This window comes from Ehrlichia muris AS145, from assembly GCF_000508225.1.
Classification (GTDB): Bacteria; Pseudomonadota; Alphaproteobacteria; order Rickettsiales; family Anaplasmataceae; genus Ehrlichia; species Ehrlichia muris.
Genome location: NC_023063.1, coordinates 16,599 through 36,052, shown reverse-complemented (window position 1 = coordinate 36,052; position 19,454 = coordinate 16,599). Strand labels below are relative to the sequence as shown.

Here is a 19,454-nt window from a genome sequence, read left to right as displayed (position 1 = left end):
CATTATGCAAAAAATCAAGCTAAAGAAGCATTAAGCTTACCTATTTTTATTATGGTTAAGAATTAGGAATCATCTAGCTAAATAATTATCAGAAAATAAATCCTTAATTATAATAAAACTCATATATAGTCCCACTCATTAATTATGAGCTGCTTCAATCATAACACTATCATCAGCACAATTATCATATTCAGCTTCGATAGTAACATGGACAATACCAAAATCTTTGCTCAGCAACTTTTTTATAGACACTAAAATCTGACTATATTTTAAATCATCAGTTACAGCTGCTTTATTGAGTTTAACATGCATTGTCATAATTGGATGATCTGTAGTCAACGACCAAATATGAATATGATGAACATCTAAAACTTCAGTAATGTTTTCACAAACAGCTTTTCTAATCTTATCTGGGCTCATATTATCTGGAGTACCTTCAAGTAAAATATGACCAGAATTTTTAATGATCCTATATGCACCACCAAGTATTATAATACTGACAAACACTGATAAAAGAGGATCCACCACCTGCCATGAAGTAAACATAATCACAACAGAAGCAACAATTGCTGCAACAGACCCTAATAAATCACCAACAACATGTAGAACTGCACTTTTCAGGTTCAAATTGTTCTCATTTTTCCTATACAATAGAAAAAACGATACAACATTTGCTATTAACCCTAACACTGCAACAGATATCATAATTTCCCAGCAAACTTTCTCTGGAGAAAAAAAGCGTTTTATTGATTCTAAAATTATCAAAATGGCTATACCAAATAAAGTCAGTCCATTAATAAAAGCAGCAACAACTTGAAACCGATGATAACCATAGGAACGACATGAATCTGACTTTCTCATAGCAACTTTATAAGCCAACCAACTCAACAACAAAGAAATAAAATCAGTAAACATATGTCCAGCATCCGAAAGCAATGCTAAAGAATTCGATATTATCCCCCCAACTACTTCTATAACCATAGTAATAATTATAATAAGGATAGCATATATTAGCTTATTCTCATGGCTGGAAGGCTTACTTTTATGAATAAGCGACATTTTATCACCAAATTTATGTCAGATTCGGTGGGCAATACCGGATTCGAACCAGTCACCTCTTGCACGTCAAGCAAGTGCTCTAACCAAATGAGCTAATTACCCAGCCATTAACATAATAAGGAATATCTTGTAAAAGTCAACCGTACATGATTGATAGAAACCAGCTGAGCAATAAGAATCAAAATGACATTAGATTTTTCTTATATGAATTATTCATCAGACTGTCAACCACCAATGAGAAACATCTTATAAGAGTTAATCATGCTCAACAGCATAAGGAATATCTTGTAAAAGTCAACCGTACATGATTGATAGAAACCAGCTGAGCAATAAGAATCAAAATGACATTAGATTTTTCTTATATGAATTATTCATCAGACTGTCAACCACCAATGAGAAACATCTTATAAGAGTTAATCATGCTCAACAGCATAAGGAATATCTTGTAAAAGTCAACCGTACATGATTGATAGAAACCAGCTGAGCAATAAGAATCAAAATGACATTAGATTTTTCTTATATGAACTATTCATCAGACTGTCAACCACCAATGAGAAACATCTTATAAGAGTTAATCATGCTCAACAGCAAGCCTAATCGCAAATGATACAAACATCACACTGATAGGTATTAACACCACAATAATTAATCCAAGTAACATTAAATCTGCCCCATATAAACCATTTCTTAAACCGTCAAATACAAGACTAAAATATACTAATACTGGAATCATAATAGGCAATGTCAAAATCTGTGCTATTATAACACCAGCACTTTTTCCCAATACTAAAGTATCCCCTACAGCTGATATAAAGCTAATGACTAGTAAGCTAATTCCTAAAGATAAACCTAACCCTAAAGTAGCATATATTCCACTCTCTAGAATTACAAAATCTATGAACGTAGAAATGATACTTACTGGTATCCCTATACAAATCCAATGTGACAAAATTTTAAAAAATATCACTAATTCTACCATACTATCTTGTATCAACATTTGTTCTAAAGATCCATTGGCATAATCATTGTCAAACAAATTACACATAGACATATGCATAGTAGAAATACTACAAATCCATAAAATAGTTGGCAGAGCTTCTGCTATTCCAGCATTCTTCATAGTAAATAATGCAGTACTAACTATTAATATAAAAAGAATAATTGTATTTAAAAGATTACCTTTCCTACTTATTAATAACTTTAATTCATGCATCAACATGCTACTATTGCTCATATTCAGCTCACAACTGATAAAAACATTGTTATTATATCACATATCATACATGAATTCTTAATCAACTATATTTAAATTATTTCTAGTTGTATCACAAATAGGAATACAAATGTTGAAAAAAAACTATAATACTGAATTCCCTGAAGATGAAGATGACAGCAATTACATGAATCACAAACAATTAGAATACTTCCGACAAAAACTGCTTAAATGGCGCAAGGTATTACAGAAAGAGTCTGAAGAATTAGATACAGAATTATTACAACCACAAGCTGATGCAGATTTAACAGATATGGCAACAAGAGAACATAATATCGTACTAATTTTAAATACCAGGAAAAGAAATGATGCACTAATAATAGAAATAAATAAAGCTATCCAAAGAATAGATGATGGATTATATGGTTATTGTGAAGAAACAGGGGAAAAGATTGGCATTGCAAGACTTGAAGCAAATCCAATCACATTATACTCTATAGAAGAACAAGAAAGGCGAGAAAAACAACAAAAACTTTATAGTAATGATCAAGAAAATGATTACAGCAATAATTTCTTAAATGACAATTAAACGTAAATTTAACCTGCAGCTACAACATTAGAATTTTGCATGAATGATCAAGAATAGGCTATTTTATACATTCTAAAAGTTATATGCAATCTAGTTTACATATGGGTATAAAATTAAAAATTCTTATAAATCTGTAAATATTTAGGGACTACATCCTCAATAGATGAAAATTTTATTCCCATATTTTTTAAGCTATCTATAGGATATATATCATGAGACTCAGTCATATCTCTAATAAATTTTATCTGATCTCTTGTTAAAATTGGATCTGTAGTCCCAGTAATAAGCTTTAAAAAAACAGAAACAATTTTCAGTTCACAAAAAAAAGCTAATCCATTTGCTATACTAAAAGGAATATTAATAAGTTTACTTTTTCTATTCGTAACGCTTAGAATAAAACTTAATAACTCTTTAAATGAATAAGTATAAGGCCCACAAACATTATACAATTTACTTGTAACTGAGCTTTCAACAACATGAAATACAAATTTAGCAAGATCATCAACATAAATAGGTTGAAAAACTGCACGTCCACCCCCTACAACTGGCAAAAATGGACAAATCATTGATAATTGTGCAAACTTATTAAAAAACTTATCTTCTGGACCAAAAACTAGATTAGGCCTTATAATCACTGCATCAGGAAAAGCTGACTTTACAAGACTTTCCCCCATTAATTTACTTTTTGCATAATCAGATTTTTGTATTTCAGTAATTCCCATCACTGAAAAATGTATCATTAACTTCACATTACAACTTTTTGCAGCTTTAGCTATATTTTCTGCTGCTCTAACATGTATATCATAAAAAGTAGATTTCTTTATACTATATAAAGTACCAAGTAAATTTATAACAATATTACAATCACGTATATGCTCTATTATCTCCTCCCTGTTAGCAATATTGCCCTCTATAATTTCTATTTGTCCCAAATTTCCACATAATTTCAACTGCTTTGCTTTCTCTGGATATCTAGTAACAACTCTAATCATATACCCATGATCAGCAAAGTATTTTACTAAGTATCTACCGATAAAACCACTCCCTCCAAACATAATGACACGCTTTATAGACATGTTAATACCTCAACCTTACACGTAACAACAATTATATTACAGAGATAACTTATAGTCTTTTTATATAAAAGCTTTAAAAAAACAACTTGCACTCAAATCAACATTTTTATACAAGCAAAATTATAAACTCCTATACAATTCTTCACAATTGCACTGTTTATATAATATCAAAAACCACAAAAAATAAAATTGGTATTATTCATAAGTAGATAACTATCTACATCTAATAAAAAGACCATTTCTTAAAAAGCAAGAAACCCATAGACATCACTCAACGTATAACGTACTAACTCAAATCTTTCATAATACTGAAACTTTTATTTAGAATTGCTTCCTTAAGAATACTCAAAATTTATAAAAATTTCTCACCTACACAAACAATTCTGTTAAAAATGAAAACTATTCGTCAATAATTTATAACAGAAGTCTCATAACCAAACATGTACAATAACTGAGTTAAATGATCATCTAATTCTGTCTTACTCATATTAAGAATCTCTTCTGCTTGCTTAGTAGCAATAGAAACAAGAGATTGATCTCTATAAATATCTGCAAATTTAAAACTTATAAAAATCTTTTACCTATACAGACAACTTTGTTAACAATGAAAAATATATATCAATAATTTATAACAGAAGTCTCATAACCAACCATATACAATAACTGAGTTAAATGATCATCTAATTCTGTCTTACTCATATTAAGAATCTCTTCTGCTTGCTTAGTAGCAATAGAAACAAGAGATTGATCTCTATAAATATCTGCAAATTTAAAACTTATAAAAATCTTTTACCTATACAGACAACTTTGTTAACAATGAAAAATATATATCAATAATTTATAACAGAAGTCTCATAACCAAACATGTACAATAACTGAGTTAAATGATCATCTAATTCTGTCTTACTCATATTAAGAATCTCTTCTGCTTGCTTAGTAGCAATAGAAACAAGAGATTGATCTCTATAAATATCTGCAAATTTAAAATTTGATAACCCTGACTGTTTTACTCCTAAAATATCTCCACTACCACGTAACAATAAATCTTGTTCAGCTATGTAAAATCCATCCTGAAATTTACGCAATATACACAGCTTTTTATAGGCAATCTTACTCAGCATATTTCCATGCAACAAAATACAGAATGAAGCTTTATCACCACGGCCAACTCTACCACGTAATTGATGAAGCTGTGATAGACCGAATTGTTCAGCATTCTCTATAATAATTATAGTAGCATCAGGCACATCAACTCCTACCTCTATTACAGTAGTCGCAACTAACAACTTAATATTACCATTATAAAAAGAGACCATAACTTCATCTTTTTCAACTTTAGACAAACGACTATGTACCAAACCTACTTCCTTGCCAAACACTTCTTTTAAAGTAGAAAAACGTTTCTCAGCTGCTGCAATATCTACTAATTCTGAATCTTCAATATAAGGACAAATCCAATATGCCTTATTACCTTCTTGTAAAGCCAGTTGCAACTTTGATACAACTTCAGATAATCTTTCAATGTTTACAATACTAGTATGTATAGGCAATCTATTATGAGGCTTATCTTTAAGCCTTAAACAATCTATATCTCCATACACTACTTGTTCTAATGTTCTTGGAATAGGCGTAGCTGTCATAAAAAGAACATCAGCCGTATTACCCTTATTAATTAGCCTCATTCTTTGTAAGACTCCAAATCTTTGCTGTTCATCAATGATAATTAAGTTAAGATTGCTAAAATCAACACTATCTTGAAACAAAGCATGAGTTCCAACAATTATTTCACATTCACCAAATTGCAATTTTTTTCTAATATTCTGTTTCCTTTTCACTTTGCTTGTTAACAACTCAATATTCACTGGAATATCAGACAGTATTTCTTGCATCCAACGATAATGTTGTTCTGCTAATATTTCGGTAGGAGCCATAAAAGCTACCTGACCTCCATTTTCTATAACATTTAAAATAGCAAATAAAGCTACTACTGTTTTTCCACTACCCACATCTCCTATCAATAGTTTTACCATCCTATTTTCTGATGCCTGGCTCTTTGTAATCTCAGATATTACTTCTTCCTGCCCTGTTGTTAACTTAAAAGGTAGTTTATTTAAAATATCATTGTGGTATATCTGCTTACTTACAATAGAGATACCTTGCTGACAATCAAATTTCCTTGTCATCTTTATAGAGATTTGATGACTCAATAGCTCATCATATGCTAATCTTACCCTATGTAAAGATACAGTTTCAAGTATATCTGGATGATGTATCTTTATTAAACTTTCCTTCCAGCTATCCCACTTATTCTGTCTTAACAATTTTTTATCTATCCACTCTGGAAAATCAGGCAACAACTTTACACTGAGCTTTACTAACTTTGAAATTCTTTTAGAAGTTAGTCCTCTAATTAGTGGATAAATAGGTTCTATAATACTAATATCCTGAAATTTTTTAATATCTGTTACAATATAATCCGGATGTGTAATCTGCAAACATCCAAAAAACCTTACCAAGGTACCACTTACTACACATGCTGAACCTACTTTTAACACACTCCTCAAATACTTTAATGAGTAATTAAAAAAAATTAATGATATTTCACCAATACATGTATTAAGTATAATTTTATACTGGGGTTTTCTTCTCCCACCAATAAAACTATGGGATTTAACAGTACCAGTAAAAGTTACAATTTTACCTACAGCATCTTCAGATAATCCAGTCCTTCTGTCAACATAACTTTGTGGTATATGAAATAACAAATTTATAATTTTATCACCACCACATAACTTTTTTAATAAATTACCTACTATAGTATTAACACCTGGTAACATATATATACTAGAAAATATGCTTAAGTTGCACATTAAACTACAATCCCATATTAAACTAATACATCAAGTTATTATAAATATTAAACTTTGAATATACAAAAATATATGATATAAATTGAATGTTTACCTAATTTTATCCTATGAAAATTTTACTAATAATATCAGGAAGTATAGCAGCATACAAATCTTTAGATCTGATAAGAAAATTACAGGAAAATAATCACACAGTTACTGGCCTAATAAGTAAATCTGGAGAAAGGTTTGTTACCCCGCTATCAATAGCATCATTATCTGGAAATCATGTATACACCGATGCAGATTTTTTTAATGTTCATAATAGTATGCATCATATATCATTAACAAGAAATTCAGATATTTTACTAGTAGCACCAGCAACACTAGATATAATAGCAAAAACAGCACACGGCATTGCTGACGAACTAGCTACAACCGTTTTAATTGCTTCAAATATTCCCATTATCATGGTTCCAGCCATGAACCCTGTAATGTGGGGTTCAAAAGCAAATCAACGTAATATTGACTGTTTAAAAAGCGATAATATAGTAATTATTGAACCTAAAGAAGGATTAGCAATCTGCAATGAACATGGTCTAGGTAAAATGGCTGAAATTCAAGAGATAGTCTCATTTATAGAAATTTTTCAAAAAACTCAATATACAGACAAAGAATAAAATTACTAAACGTAATAATTCTGCAAGAACATATTGTCCTAATTTTCAAATATCTATTAAAAATACTTTAACAACTTCCTATAAGTTTGAAATAAGTTTACAAAGAACATAATAAGTGCATATTCATAACTACACTACAAATTTAAATATTCTATATATATGCAAATTAATAATGAAAAATACATATCATTTTCCTATACAAAATTTACTGAATACATTATCTAATATGTCCTCATCACTGATAACACCTACTACTTTTCCTAACTCCCTTACAGACAATCTTAAGTCCTCCGAAATTATCTCCATAGGTAACTTTAAATCCATAGTTTTTATAATATTTAAAGTATTTTGAATATGCGTTCTTTGCCTTTCAGAGGTAATAAAAGGGTTAGCACTACAAGAGTGAAAATCTTTTTCTACTTTATGTTTGATTGAGTTCAATAAATTTTCAATTCCAGCGTTGCAATACATAGAGATTGGGACAAAACTAAAATTAAAAACAGACATTAATTTCTGATCTGTAACATCATCAGCTTTACTCAAAACGCAGATAGATTTATCGTCTATTAAATTCATAACCTCACTATTAAAAACATTTCGTTTCTCGTAAGGAAGCATCACTATTTTAAAATCAGCATTTTCAGCTCTTAACTTTGCACGCCTGATTCCTTCTTGCTCCACTGGATCACTACTATCTCTAATTCCTGCAGTATCGATAATAATAATTGGATATCCAGCCACATCTATATGTGCCTCTAAAGGATCCCTAGTAGTACCAGCATATTCAGAAACAATAGCAATATCTCGTTTCGCTAAATGATTAAATAAAGTAGATTTGCCAGAATTAGGTTCTCCAACAATTGCAACATAGATACCTTGGCGTAATCTTTCACCTCTTCGATCATCATCAAGATGATTTTCTAAAGACTTCTGCAAATTATTTAATGAATAAGCAATATTAGCTATAGCAGAGCTGTTAACTTCCTCTGGAAAATCAATATAAGCTTCTATATTAGATAACATATCAATCAACTGTTGTCGCCAACTTTGGTACAACTTTTCTAAAGCCCCAGACATTTGCCTTATAGCTTGTTTAGCCTGCATTTCTGTTTCAGAATTTATAAGATCCACTATTGCTTCAGCTTTAGTCAAATCAACTTTATTATTTAAAAAAGCACGCAAAGAAAATTCACCTGGCCCAGCAGGAATAAAAATTTTTCCAAGCTCAGTCAATATCATTTTAATAACAGCAAGACTACCATGAGTATGAAATTCAATAACATCTTCTCCAGTGAAGCTATTCGGAGCAACAAAATACACTACTATAATTTCATCTATTATTTCTCCATTCTTATCGTATAAAGGAGTAAATGTAGCAGTTCTTGGTTTAATATTATTACTAATTCCAAAATGTACAAATGCCTTTGCAGCATCTTTACCAGAGATCCTAATCACAGCTACTCCAGACTTCCCCCATGGAGTACATAACGCAAAAACTGTAGTCATTATTATCAAATAGTAGAAATTACTCTAGTATTTTAGCATTATTAAAATAAAATTCACTATATTATAAACAGAAAACTATACTTTCATTAAAAAGCATAAATTTTCTAACATATAAAAAGTTAGTACGTTACTGAATGACTGCATGAACATTAACTTTTTTTGTTTAATGCATACCAACTAACTTATTATCATTCAATAACATATACACTTTATACTTTGTATGGCTTACACTTTCTCATATGCAAAAGCATAGACTCAAGCCCTTTAGATATATATTCAGTATATACTTAGACTAAAGGTACTCAAAAACTGCTTGCACACTATAAAGTGTCTTTTCGGTCTAAATATTCTAATTACAAACATTTTAAGGATTGGGTATTAAGAATCATCTCTTAAAAGTTCATTGATAGACACTTTATTTCTAGTTTTATTATCAACTTTTTTAACAATAACAGCACAATACAATGATAAATCACCACTACCATAAGAACCAGGTACTACTACAGAATATGTAGGAACTCTTCCATAAAATACTTCACCAGACGCTCTATCGATAATTTTAGTAGAAGCTCCAATATAAACACCCATAGCAATTACTGAACCTTCACCTATTATTACCCCTTCAACAATTTCACTACGAGCACCAATGAAACAATTATCTTCCACAACAACAGGTCTAGAATTTAATGGTTCTAATACACCACCTATTCCTGCACCTCCAGAAATATGACAATGTTTACCAATTTGAGCACAACTTCCAATAGATGCCCAAGTATCAATCATAGTACCTTCATCTATATATGCACCTACATTCACAAAACTAGGCATCAATACTACATTAGGCCCAATATAAGCAGATTTACGAACCATTGAACCAGGTACAGCTCTAATCTTTGCTTGTTTAAAATCATCAGCACCCCATTTACCAAATTTCAACTGTACCTTATCAAACCAACACAAATTACCAAGAATTGAATTTGTACTACTAATTTCTGCAAAGCTCATATCATATAAACGGAAACATAGTAATATAGCTTTCTTTACCCACTCATTCACTATCCACTGACCTTCTATTTTTTCACATACGCGGATTTTACCTTGATCTAAAAGATCCATAATCTCATCAACAACTTTTCTAACTGAAGTATTCCCAGAAAGATTAGCTAAATTATTCCAGGCATCCTCTATCACTTCTTGAAAATCACAAACATTCATCATATCTACACCCAATTCTTACAAAAAATTTGAGTTTAACAACACAGACAATAAAACACAAACGATTTTATCCCATTACAACTATCTTACATGTTGTAATATCTAGCCTAATTAAAATTATCAAAGGTTGTAAATCACATACATTATAGACATGTTTGTAATAATACACTATATATGTGATAATTATATATCAACAAACTTGTGTTAATGCGAATAGAATGCAAAAATTGTAATGCAGTTTATAGAGTAGACAGTAGAAAATTTCCTACCAGCGGAAAAAAAGTTAGATGCACAAACTGTAGTAATACGTGGATACACATTCATACACAAGATAAAACTGTAGATCATTCTGAAAAAAAATACACAGATAAAAAATCCACAGCTAATCCTAACTTACAGGACAGTAATAACACTTCACAGAATAATCCTACTAAGAGTAATTTTCTTTTTAAGAAAATATTATCAATAATTGTAATGGTATTATTAGTATTTTCTCTCTCTGTTATGCTTCAAAATAATATACCATACAAAATCAGGAAGATTTATCGTATAATAGAAATGTATGATACAACAAACATACAGTTAGCAAGCTCTGAAGTTAAAATCCTAAAAAACGATAGAAATAACATTGCAATAAAAGTTGAAGGAGTTATCAAGAACCAATCTAATCACGAAAGATTTATACCTGGCATACATTTTGTATTTTATAACAAACAGAAAAAAGCCATTTCTTCAGAAAAATTAAACCAACACAAAACTGATATTATTCCTAGTAAACAAGACTATAAATTTGAACACATAATACACTACGTACCACAAGATACTGATAGTATACAAATAAAAATAGGAAATTTATTCGAGATTGCCTTTTTATGATACCAGAGTTTACTGTCAGTGAAATCACAAAAATTTTTCAAAATTTCGTACATGAAACATTTACTCACATAAAAGTTAGAGGAGAAATTAGTAATTTATCACGTCCAAGTTCTGGGCACACATATTTTACGCTAAAGGACTCTGCTGCTGTACTTAATTCAGTATGTTGGAATAACACTAAAATTGAATTTGATCTAAAAAATGGGTTAGAAGTCATATGCTCTGGATTTTTAACAACCTATCAATCAAAGTATCAACTGATAACAGAAACAATGTTGTTAGCCGGAATAGGTAACTTAAAAATAATGCTTGAACAAAGAAAAGCAAAATTAGAAAAAGAAGGACTTTTCAATCAATCAAACAAAAAACCTTTACCTTTATTACCTAAAATTATAGGTGTGATTACATCTACTACTGGAGCAGTGATTAACGATATACTCAATAGAGTAAAAAGTCGTTTCCCAAGCCATATAGTCATATCTCCAGTATCTGTACAAGGTAATGAATCTATTCACCAAATTATAAACGCAATATCAAAACTAAATAATTCTGATATAAACAAACCAGATGTAATAATCATTGCTAGAGGAGGAGGTAGTATAGAAGATCTGTGGATTTTCAATGACGAATCAATAGTAAGAGCAGTAGCCAAATCTAGCATTCCTATAATTTCTGCAATCGGACATGAAACTGACTTTACTTTAATTGATTACGCAGCAGATATACGTGCCCCTACACCTACAGCTGCAGTAGAAATTGTCCTACCAACAAAAACTCAATTAATAGACCTCATAGACAGTAAATTTAACAAAATAAAAGCAACGTTACACTATAAGATAAATACAAAAAAAGAACGATTGTTTTACCTACACAATAACTTAATAAAAACTAAACACCAAATTAAAGTATTAAAACTTCAGCTATTTGAATACACAAACAAAATAGAAGTACTACTAAAAATATTGTTATTAAACAAGAAAAAATCCCTAAGCGATTTATATTGTAAAATCAACAGATTTAATAAACAAAAAATATTAGAAGCAGGATATGTTGTACTATATGACAAAAATTTTAATCATATTAATAGTATAAAAAAACTACAACCAAATGATACTATATTAATTGAGCTAAAAGATGGAACAATAGAAGCTATAATAAAATAGGATTTTACTATTTTTCTAATATATTAATATTGACAACACCAAGTTAATTAACAATTAAAACTGCATCATTAATTATAGTTCCTTTGCACAACGTTACAAAAAGTAATTACTTCTTATATAATTCAGTTAACTGACTCCAATATTTTAACATTCTAAAATCATATGACAAAACTACTGTTAAATAATATCTGGACTTACATAAATTACACATTATCTATGTTTATAACCAAAAAGTTCCCTGGGAGAAATTAAACTTAATATAAAATCGACATTATTCACAATAAAAAAAATACTTATAAGAACATACTATACTTTAAAAGGATAAATTCCAACCAGTGCTAATCAATACCCTCACACCTTTAGAATTTATATTATCTTTAAAATTATGCAATACTTAAAAAATGCAATAAAGCTCCTCCTCCTGTAGAAACATAAGTAAAGTCTTCATTTGAAAGACCAGATAATTTTATTGCACATATACTATCCCCACCTCCAACAATACTTTTAAGCTTTCCTACTTTAGTCAATCTTGACAATAAGTTCGCAACACTAAACGTTCCTTTAGAAAAAGATTCCTTTTCAAACATACCACATGGACCATTCCATAGAACTGTTCTACATTTATTTACCGTAGCAGCAATTATATTAATAGTTTGTGGACCTATATCCAATATGATATCATCAGGCTCTAAAGTATCATTGTCTTTTATCATACTTTTTCCATAAATAGAATTTTTAGCTACTACATAATCAACAGGAACAATAATTTTACATTCATATCTCTTAGCAAGATCCGTAATTTCCGTTACAAGATCCTTTTCCAATTCCTCATACAATGATTTTCCTATTTTTAAACCTTGTGATAGTAAAAAATTATTTGCAATAGCTCCTCCTACTATCAAAAAATCTACTTTTTTTATTAAATTTTTCAACATATGAATTTTTGTTGATATCTTTGAACCACCAACTATTACTGCTACTGGTTTTTCACTATTTGAAACAACACAATTCAAGTATTTCATTTCTTCCTGAAAATTAAAACCAATAAAAGAAGGTATTACTCTCGTAATTGCATCTATAGAAGAATGTTTGCGATGTAAACAAGAAAAAGCATCATTAACATATATATCAGCTAACACTGCAAGTTGTTTCGCAAAATTTAAATCATTTTTTTCTTCTTCTACATAAAACCTTAAGTTTTCTAGCAGCAATACAGCCCCTGATGGAGCAGATTGTATTATTCGTTCTACATAATCTCCAACTACACCATCTATAAATATTACATTTGTTGCAAATATTTTATTCAAATACTCAACCAAAAATTTCAAGGAAAATTCCTTATCGTAAGATTTCGGACGACCATAATGCGACATTATTATAATTTTTGCATTATTACTCAATAAATATTTAATAGTTGTAGTTAATCTAACAATTCTCGTATCATCCAAGACCACCCCATTATCTACTGGGACATTTAAGTCTGCACGCAGTAACACCGTTTTACCACTACAACTAAAATCTTGTATTTTTTTCATATTACAAAAAGTAAAATCATGGGACTTTAACATATAAGTTACCTTGTTTAACAATTTAATAAACTCCTAAAATAGTTAAATATCTTTATCAACTATAGAAAATTTACTAAGTGTTTTTTACGACAAAATCAAATTTATTCTTATAGTAACACAGAACCCTATCATTATATTACACATTAAAACTAACATATAAACGAATACAGTCCTAAACTATATTATACACAGGAAAAATATTAAACTTTTATATTTATTAACTTGTTAAAAAATATATTAATATTTTTAATATTATGCAAATTATTAAAATTACACCATACCATATAATAAACACTGGGAAGTGTTATAATACTTCGTCACATTTCCTGTCTTTAATAATGTAATAAAACATTTAATGAACATACAATGCTAGAAACCATTATGTTCAATACTACATAAAAATTATTTATTTTTAGGCAAATTTGACAAGCATCTATATCTTGAGTAGAACCTAACTTCTATCATAAGATTAATTATAAATTTAATACTCTAAAATTTAAGTGTAATAAAATATTCAAAGACGAAATACAGCTATTCATCAACAATCATTTCACAATACACAACCCCAAAATATTGAGCTAGATAAAGTGTCTTGTAATAAATAACAGAACTTAAGTAAACATAAACTTACAAAAGATGTATAACATCATCCATCAAAAACTAATCTAAAAACACATGCTGTTATTATATATTATTTAACTATCACTATCTATAATGTCGTAATTGATTCTCTTAGGTAAAGAAATGTCAGATATTCCATATATAAATAATAAGAACGAGACAAAATCTACTAAAATAACATGGGAAATAGTAAAAAATCAGAAATACAAACAAACACACTTATTACAAATATCCTGTTTATATATAATAACAATATATTCCAAGCATTACAACATATCTTTACCAGAAGACAACATCATGAGCAATATACTATTAAGAATCAATACAACAATGGAATCAGTACTATTAAATAAACTTCTCAATATCGAAATACTAAAAGGGATTTCTTCTTACAAATTCATTAGCAAGAAAAAGAATAATATAGCAAGATTACAGGATATATCTCAATTTTTCAGCTCTAGTTTCAACATAAAACTTCCAAAAAGCATAGAAGAAAGTTTTATTGCCGAACACAAAGAAGCAGTACAACTGTTAAAAAGTTCCATAAGTATATAATTGTCATACTGTTACATAAATTATAGATAGTCAAACACTTGCTGCTCTACACAACTATTATTAAAAAAATTAATTTTATAAGATTATTCATATTTTTAAATATATAATAGTCCCAACAACATTGGTATACCTAATAAAACCAATACATTCTTGCACACAATTAGACAGTGGTCAGTATTTATCAAACAACACCTTATTCAACAAAAAATAAGTATTTGAAAATTTGTTAAAATTGATCACAATAATTACATTACCATTCTCCTTTAGTATTATGATGATAGATTTTATAAAAATGCATGGTACATCTAATGATTTTGTAATTATAGATTGTAGAAAAAGATCTTATAATAACATTAACTATAAAGCGATTGCTAACAGGAAAACAGGGATTGGCTGCGATCAAATCATTGTTATAACAGAATCTAAAAAAGCTGATTGTTTCATGTGCATATATAATGCAGATGGCAGCAAAGTTGAAATATGTGGAAATGCTGCAAGGTGTATAGGTTATTTATTAAGTAACGAAACACAAAATAAGAACGTAACAATTGAACTATCTGACCGTATATTATCATGTTTAAGAACATCAGAAAATAGCGTACAAGTTAACATAGGAACAGCTAGATTCCATTGGACAGATATACCTACATCTCAAGAATGTGATACTTTACACTTACCTATAGAATTAGAAATGTTAAGTGATCCTGTAGGAGTAAACGTAGGAAATCCCCATGTAATATTCTTCGTTGACTCTATAGAAACAATTCCACTAGATAAACTAGGACCGAAATTAGAAAATCATCACTTTTTCCCTAAAAAAGCAAACATCAGTATTGCAGAAATTGTGTCTAGAGACAAAATTAAGCTTAGAGTTTGGGAACGTGGAACTGGAGAAACAGCTTCATGTGGTAGTGGTGCATGTGCAGCATTAGCTGCAGCAATAAGACGTCAGTACACTGATAACACAGCAACTATATACCTACAAGGTGGCAATTTATTAATATCATACCAGAGTGATAATACTATTTTAATGGAAGGAATGGTATCATATGTATTTAATGGTATTTATTATGTCCAATAAGTTACTGCCTACTTTCTGAAATCAATAAACTTTCATATAGTATGTAGTTATGTTACAATACAAACAATAATAAATGAGTTTTTATGAAACTAAAAGAAGCAAACATGAATGGAGTCTTAGTCCTTTGTTTTGCACCTATAATAGCACTATACCATAAAATAAAAGTACTTTGTGCAACAGGAGTTCTTTTATTAGATCAAGAGGAATCTAGCTATTTGCGTGCTGTAATGATTGGCTGCTTGAGTGTAGTGCTATGTTGTATAATATATATAATGATATTAATTCATTTTAACATTAAGTTAATGCTATTTTTATTATCAAAAATCACAGGAAAAAATCTTAAAGCCTTTAATAATGTAATTTCTCGACTTATAGATGTACGTATAATACATTTTATAATATTACATATGCATTCAGAATTTCTGAAGCATATATTTTGTAAAAACAAATTAAATAATAAATATGAGATGTATCAGGATCTTGCCCATAATACTGGCATCATAATTAAATCAATAGAGCATCATAAAAAGCTATATGAAAACTTTATCTTACCGATTTAAGAATATGTTTATGTTTATTCATTATAACATATTTATGCTATATTAGTATCAAACAAAAATTTGACGAGTGGTGTATGAAAAGTAATTTCTTCATAACAAAGCGTAATATATCGTCTTTAATAGTGAATGTTAACAAAGCTATACCAAAACTACAGGATATTTCTCAATTCATAAAAGACAAAATCATTTCTATACAAAATGAAGCTATTCTATTACAAAACAAACTAAAAAATTTACTTGAAACTAATATCGACCTTGGTCTATATCATTTTTACAAAGGAAATATATCAGATGCAAAATTCAGATTTCGCCTTATCAGTATCCTTAAACCTAAATTATCAATAGTATACTATAACCTTGGAAGATGTTACTTTGTTCTACAAAACTTAAATAAAGCACAACAAAATTTTATACGGGCAATAGAATTAGACAACAATTATGCAGATGCGTTATATTACTTAAACAAAATAACAAATCCAGCAAATATTGTATATGTACCTGAAAATATCATAAAGCAATATTTTGATTACACTAGTGAACATTTTGTGGAGCATTGGCTCATAGCAAAACAATACAAAGCTCACGAATATGTCAAATCTTTAATAATAAACTTTTTCGGGGATGAATCCTCACATTTGAATATCTTAGACCTAGGATGCGGTACTGGTATATGTGGTCAATTTCTAAAAATGAAGAGTATAGGTAACCATATAACAGGTATCGATTTATCAAACAAAATGATCAATATAGCAAGAGGTTGTTTTGTAAATGGAAAACAAGCTTACAATGAACTAATAAATATAAATATTTTTGATTTTCTAAAGAAAAATCAAGATAAGAAAAAATATGATGTTATCATCTTAACAGAAGTACTGCAGTACACTGGTAGCCTAAATCCTATTTTTAAATTATTGAAACCAATGCTAGATGTAAATGGTATCATTATTGGGCTTACAAGAAGAAAGAAAGGATCAGGATTTCAATTTATCAACGAAGGAGATTTCTTCTGTCATTCAGATGAGTACATAAAATCATCCATTACAGAATCAGGGTTACAGTGTAGTTATTCCAGTTATTGTAAAATATATGGATCACAAGTTGAAGGAGTACTTTTCGTAGCACAATCTCACACCAGTAGTAAGAATTAACAGCATTATTATATAATTAGCCAATACAAACATCTTAAGATTAAAGAAAAATTATTACATTAATTCAAAGTTATAAATGTATGTATAGCTTACCTATAATTACAGTTTATCATTATAACAAATCTATATTAATTAACCTTGTAGCTATCAACATTACATTCATTTCTAGATATTTCCAAAAGACTAAAAAAGCTTACTATTCCACATAATACTTTATTAACAAAGCAATAGTTAGCTTACATTAAGAATAAATTCTTTTACAATAAATTCAATTCCAATTATAATAGGTATTGTATATGTATGTAATGTCTTTTTAAAATCAAAAAACTATTAATTTATGGTTAACAAGTTATGTTGACATGCACAGTAAATTTATTTAGGATTAAAGGTTATAACACCGCGGTTGTGGTGGAATGGTAGACACGCAGCGTTGAGGTCGCTGTGGTTTGATAAAGACCTTGGAAGTTCGAGTCTTCTCAACCGCACCATGTAATATTTGAGCACAATATGGAAAATTTATTTAACAGCTTTCACTCCAACAAGTATATTACAAAAAAATCTATTACAGAATTAAGGTGTGGTATCCCAGTATTACTATATAATAGCAATAATAATTTATTAATTTTTCCTAGTGAATTAGTAGATCATCCATTATTAAGCACACTAAAAAAACATTTTAAAGATATTAACATATTAGTAACCGGTAACAGGTTAAATTTCATCTTTCAATCCTCAGGAAATCAACTCTCTAGGATTAAAATCAAAGAATCTCATGATCTAGAATATATATCTTCTCTACTAATAGGCCAAGAATTTCATAACAGAGAGTATTTTGCCATTGATAATCTCATTATAAGTACAAATCCCTTAGATAAAACTGCTATCTCTCTAATAAAACTAGCAAAGCTATTACCTTCAGCAATTGCGATTGATATCAGCAGTTCTAACATACTAGAATGGTGTACTAAAAATAACATAACACCTATAAAACAAGAAATAATTGATAACTATAATGAAGAATATGAAATTCAAGAAGTATGTAGTTCTCCTTTGTTTTTAAAAGACTGTCCTAACGCTCAAATAAATGTGTATAGATCACATACTGGAGAGCTTGAACACTATGCAATCATTATAGGAAATCCAGATTATAACAACCCTATTATTAGGATTCATTCTTCATGTTATACTGGTGACTTACTGAATAGTTTATCTTGTGATTGTAGATGCCAATTGCATACAGCTATAAAACTAATGATAGAAAATAAAGGTGGAATAATTTTATACTTAGCTCAAGACGGTCGTGGTATAGGGCTGGCTAATAAAATAAGAACATATCAATTGCAAATTAAGCACAATTTCGATACTGTAGATGCTAACAGGTTCTTCGGATTTGAAGATGACGAAAGAGTATTTATTCCAGCCATAAAAATACTACAGAAATTGGGAATTTCAAGACTACAATTACTTACAAACAATCCAAACAAAATTTCAGAAATTCAAAATAATGGCATACAAATCACAAAAATATTACCTATTTTTGTTGACACAAACCAACATAATATTAATTATATCAATACTAAAGCTAAAAGATTAGGTCATGTTTGCTAGAAGTGTTTTTTTATGCTACTTTTACATACTAATGTTAATCTGATGTAAATAAATAAGGTATACACTTTTAGAATCACCGCTGATTAA

Annotated in this window: 16 protein-coding genes and 2 tRNA genes; 10 read left to right on the top strand and 8 right to left on the bottom strand. The window is 29.2% G+C overall.

Translation table 11 applies throughout. The features are described 5' to 3' along the window. Positions 1-138 precede the first annotated feature (138 nt). The 3 genes from MR76_RS00150 to MR76_RS00140 form a co-directional block, all read right to left on the bottom strand. Positions 139-1,059 carry a cation diffusion facilitator family transporter gene (locus MR76_RS00150; RefSeq protein ID WP_024071678.1) on the bottom strand — a complete coding sequence of 307 codons (921 nt, stop codon included), beginning with the start codon at positions 1,057-1,059 and terminating at the stop codon, positions 139-141. A gap of 28 nt (positions 1,060-1,087) precedes the next feature. Then, positions 1,088-1,161 (bottom strand) — tRNA-Val (locus tag MR76_RS00145). A gap of 469 nt (positions 1,162-1,630) precedes the next feature. After that, positions 1,631-2,293 carry a heme exporter protein CcmB gene (locus tag MR76_RS00140; protein WP_024071677.1) on the bottom strand — a complete coding sequence of 221 codons (663 nt, stop codon included), beginning with the start codon at positions 2,291-2,293 and terminating at the stop codon, positions 1,631-1,633. Positions 2,294-2,402: 109 nt separating this feature from the next. Between MR76_RS00140 and MR76_RS00135 the strand changes: the two genes are divergently transcribed. After that, positions 2,403-2,861 (top strand): TraR/DksA family transcriptional regulator, encoded by a 459-nt coding sequence (locus MR76_RS00135; RefSeq protein WP_024071676.1) that lies wholly within the window; start codon positions 2,403-2,405, stop codon positions 2,859-2,861. A 113-nt stretch (positions 2,862-2,974) separates the two neighbouring features. Here the strand turns inward: MR76_RS00135 and MR76_RS00130 are convergent, their stop codons facing one another. Continuing rightward, a complete protein-coding gene (locus MR76_RS00130; RefSeq protein WP_024071675.1) occupies positions 2,975-3,937 on the bottom strand; it encodes a complex I NDUFA9 subunit family protein in 963 nt (320 codons plus the stop codon). An 830-nt stretch (positions 3,938-4,767) separates the two neighbouring features. Continuing rightward, a complete protein-coding gene (locus MR76_RS00125) occupies positions 4,768-6,807 on the bottom strand; it encodes an ATP-dependent DNA helicase RecG (protein ID WP_024071674.1) in 2,040 nt (679 codons plus the stop codon). A 107-nt stretch (positions 6,808-6,914) separates the two neighbouring features. Here MR76_RS00125 and MR76_RS00120 point away from each other — a divergent pair, with 107 nt between their 5' ends. After that, a complete protein-coding gene (locus tag MR76_RS00120; protein ID WP_024071673.1) occupies positions 6,915-7,466 on the top strand; it encodes a phosphopantothenoylcysteine decarboxylase in 552 nt (183 codons plus the stop codon). A gap of 186 nt (positions 7,467-7,652) precedes the next feature. Here the strand turns inward: MR76_RS00120 and mnmE are convergent, their stop codons facing one another. Both mnmE and dapD read right to left on the bottom strand, forming a co-directional pair. Next, positions 7,653-8,972, bottom strand: coding sequence for a tRNA uridine-5-carboxymethylaminomethyl(34) synthesis GTPase MnmE (gene mnmE / locus MR76_RS00115; protein WP_024071672.1), 1,320 nt, complete (start codon positions 8,970-8,972; stop codon positions 7,653-7,655). A 378-nt stretch (positions 8,973-9,350) separates the two neighbouring features. Continuing rightward, entirely contained in the window at positions 9,351-10,190 is an 840-nt protein-coding gene (gene dapD / locus MR76_RS00110) for a 2,3,4,5-tetrahydropyridine-2,6-dicarboxylate N-succinyltransferase (RefSeq protein ID WP_044171388.1), read from the bottom strand. Positions 10,191-10,394: 204 nt separating this feature from the next. Between dapD and MR76_RS00105 the strand changes: the two genes are divergently transcribed. Both MR76_RS00105 and xseA read left to right on the top strand, forming a co-directional pair. Then, positions 10,395-11,063 carry a zinc-ribbon domain-containing protein gene (locus MR76_RS00105; RefSeq protein WP_024071670.1) on the top strand — a complete coding sequence of 223 codons (669 nt, stop codon included), beginning with the start codon at positions 10,395-10,397 and terminating at the stop codon, positions 11,061-11,063. Continuing rightward, complete coding sequence (gene xseA, locus MR76_RS00100; protein ID WP_024071669.1) at positions 11,060-12,226, top strand: exodeoxyribonuclease VII large subunit; 1,167 nt, start codon at positions 11,060-11,062, stop codon at positions 12,224-12,226. The genes MR76_RS00105 and xseA overlap by 4 nt, the downstream gene beginning before the upstream one ends. 383 nt (positions 12,227-12,609) lie before the next feature. Here xseA and MR76_RS00095 read toward each other — a convergent pair whose 3' ends face one another. Next, a complete protein-coding gene (locus MR76_RS00095; protein ID WP_024071668.1) occupies positions 12,610-13,794 on the bottom strand; it encodes a phosphoglycerate kinase in 1,185 nt (394 codons plus the stop codon). A gap of 744 nt (positions 13,795-14,538) precedes the next feature. Between MR76_RS00095 and MR76_RS00090 the strand changes: the two genes are divergently transcribed. From MR76_RS00090 to MR76_RS00065, 6 genes are all read left to right on the top strand, one after another. After that, on the top strand, positions 14,539-14,970 hold the full coding sequence (locus MR76_RS00090; RefSeq protein WP_024071667.1) for a hypothetical protein: 432 nt from the start codon (positions 14,539-14,541) through the stop codon (positions 14,968-14,970). A 274-nt stretch (positions 14,971-15,244) separates the two neighbouring features. After that, positions 15,245-16,051: a diaminopimelate epimerase gene (dapF, locus tag MR76_RS00085; protein WP_024071666.1), complete on the top strand. Its 807-nt coding sequence runs from the start codon at positions 15,245-15,247 to the stop codon at positions 16,049-16,051. A gap of 83 nt (positions 16,052-16,134) precedes the next feature. Continuing rightward, positions 16,135-16,611, top strand: coding sequence for a BAR domain-containing protein (locus tag MR76_RS00080; protein WP_044171385.1), 477 nt, complete (start codon positions 16,135-16,137; stop codon positions 16,609-16,611). Between the two features lie 74 nt (positions 16,612-16,685). Continuing rightward, positions 16,686-17,759: a methyltransferase domain-containing protein gene (locus MR76_RS00075; RefSeq protein ID WP_024071664.1), complete on the top strand. Its 1,074-nt coding sequence runs from the start codon at positions 16,686-16,688 to the stop codon at positions 17,757-17,759. Positions 17,760-18,158: 399 nt separating this feature from the next. Continuing rightward, positions 18,159-18,247 (top strand) — tRNA-Leu (locus MR76_RS00070). A 19-nt stretch (positions 18,248-18,266) separates the two neighbouring features. After that, positions 18,267-19,367, top strand: a complete 1,101-nt coding sequence (locus tag MR76_RS00065; protein ID WP_024071663.1) for a GTP cyclohydrolase II — start codon at positions 18,267-18,269, stop codon at positions 19,365-19,367. Positions 19,368-19,454: the final 87 nt, after the last annotated feature.

What these genes read in the sequence shown, in the direction of transcription:
- MR76_RS00105 (WP_024071670.1), top strand. Translation starts at nt 10,395, where the DNA reads ATGCGAATAGAATGCAAAAATTGTAATGCAGTTTATAGAGTAGACAGT.
- MR76_RS00075 (WP_024071664.1), top strand. Translation starts at nt 16,686, where the DNA reads ATGAAAAGTAATTTCTTCATAACAAAGCGTAATATATCGTCTTTAATA.
- MR76_RS00120 (WP_024071673.1), top strand. Translation starts at nt 6,915, where the DNA reads ATGAAAATTTTACTAATAATATCAGGAAGTATAGCAGCATACAAATCT.
- MR76_RS00095 (WP_024071668.1), bottom strand. Translation starts at nt 13,794, where the DNA reads ATGTTAAAGTCCCATGATTTTACTTTTTGTAATATGAAAAAAATACAA.
- MR76_RS00090 (WP_024071667.1), top strand. Translation starts at nt 14,539, where the DNA reads ATGTCAGATATTCCATATATAAATAATAAGAACGAGACAAAATCTACT.
- xseA (WP_024071669.1), top strand. Translation starts at nt 11,060, where the DNA reads ATGATACCAGAGTTTACTGTCAGTGAAATCACAAAAATTTTTCAAAAT.
- MR76_RS00130 (WP_024071675.1), bottom strand. Translation starts at nt 3,937, where the DNA reads ATGTCTATAAAGCGTGTCATTATGTTTGGAGGGAGTGGTTTTATCGGT.
- dapF (WP_024071666.1), top strand. Translation starts at nt 15,245, where the DNA reads ATGATAGATTTTATAAAAATGCATGGTACATCTAATGATTTTGTAATT.
- MR76_RS00140 (WP_024071677.1), bottom strand. Translation starts at nt 2,293, where the DNA reads ATGAGCAATAGTAGCATGTTGATGCATGAATTAAAGTTATTAATAAGT.
- MR76_RS00125 (WP_024071674.1), bottom strand. Translation starts at nt 6,807, where the DNA reads ATGTGCAACTTAAGCATATTTTCTAGTATATATATGTTACCAGGTGTT.
- MR76_RS00135 (WP_024071676.1), top strand. Translation starts at nt 2,403, where the DNA reads ATGTTGAAAAAAAACTATAATACTGAATTCCCTGAAGATGAAGATGAC.
- mnmE (WP_024071672.1), bottom strand. Translation starts at nt 8,972, where the DNA reads ATGACTACAGTTTTTGCGTTATGTACTCCATGGGGGAAGTCTGGAGTA.
- MR76_RS00080 (WP_044171385.1), top strand. Translation starts at nt 16,135, where the DNA reads ATGAAACTAAAAGAAGCAAACATGAATGGAGTCTTAGTCCTTTGTTTT.
- MR76_RS00065 (WP_024071663.1), top strand. Translation starts at nt 18,267, where the DNA reads ATGGAAAATTTATTTAACAGCTTTCACTCCAACAAGTATATTACAAAA.
- MR76_RS00150 (WP_024071678.1), bottom strand. Translation starts at nt 1,059, where the DNA reads ATGTCGCTTATTCATAAAAGTAAGCCTTCCAGCCATGAGAATAAGCTA.
- dapD (WP_044171388.1), bottom strand. Translation starts at nt 10,190, where the DNA reads ATGATGAATGTTTGTGATTTTCAAGAAGTGATAGAGGATGCCTGGAAT.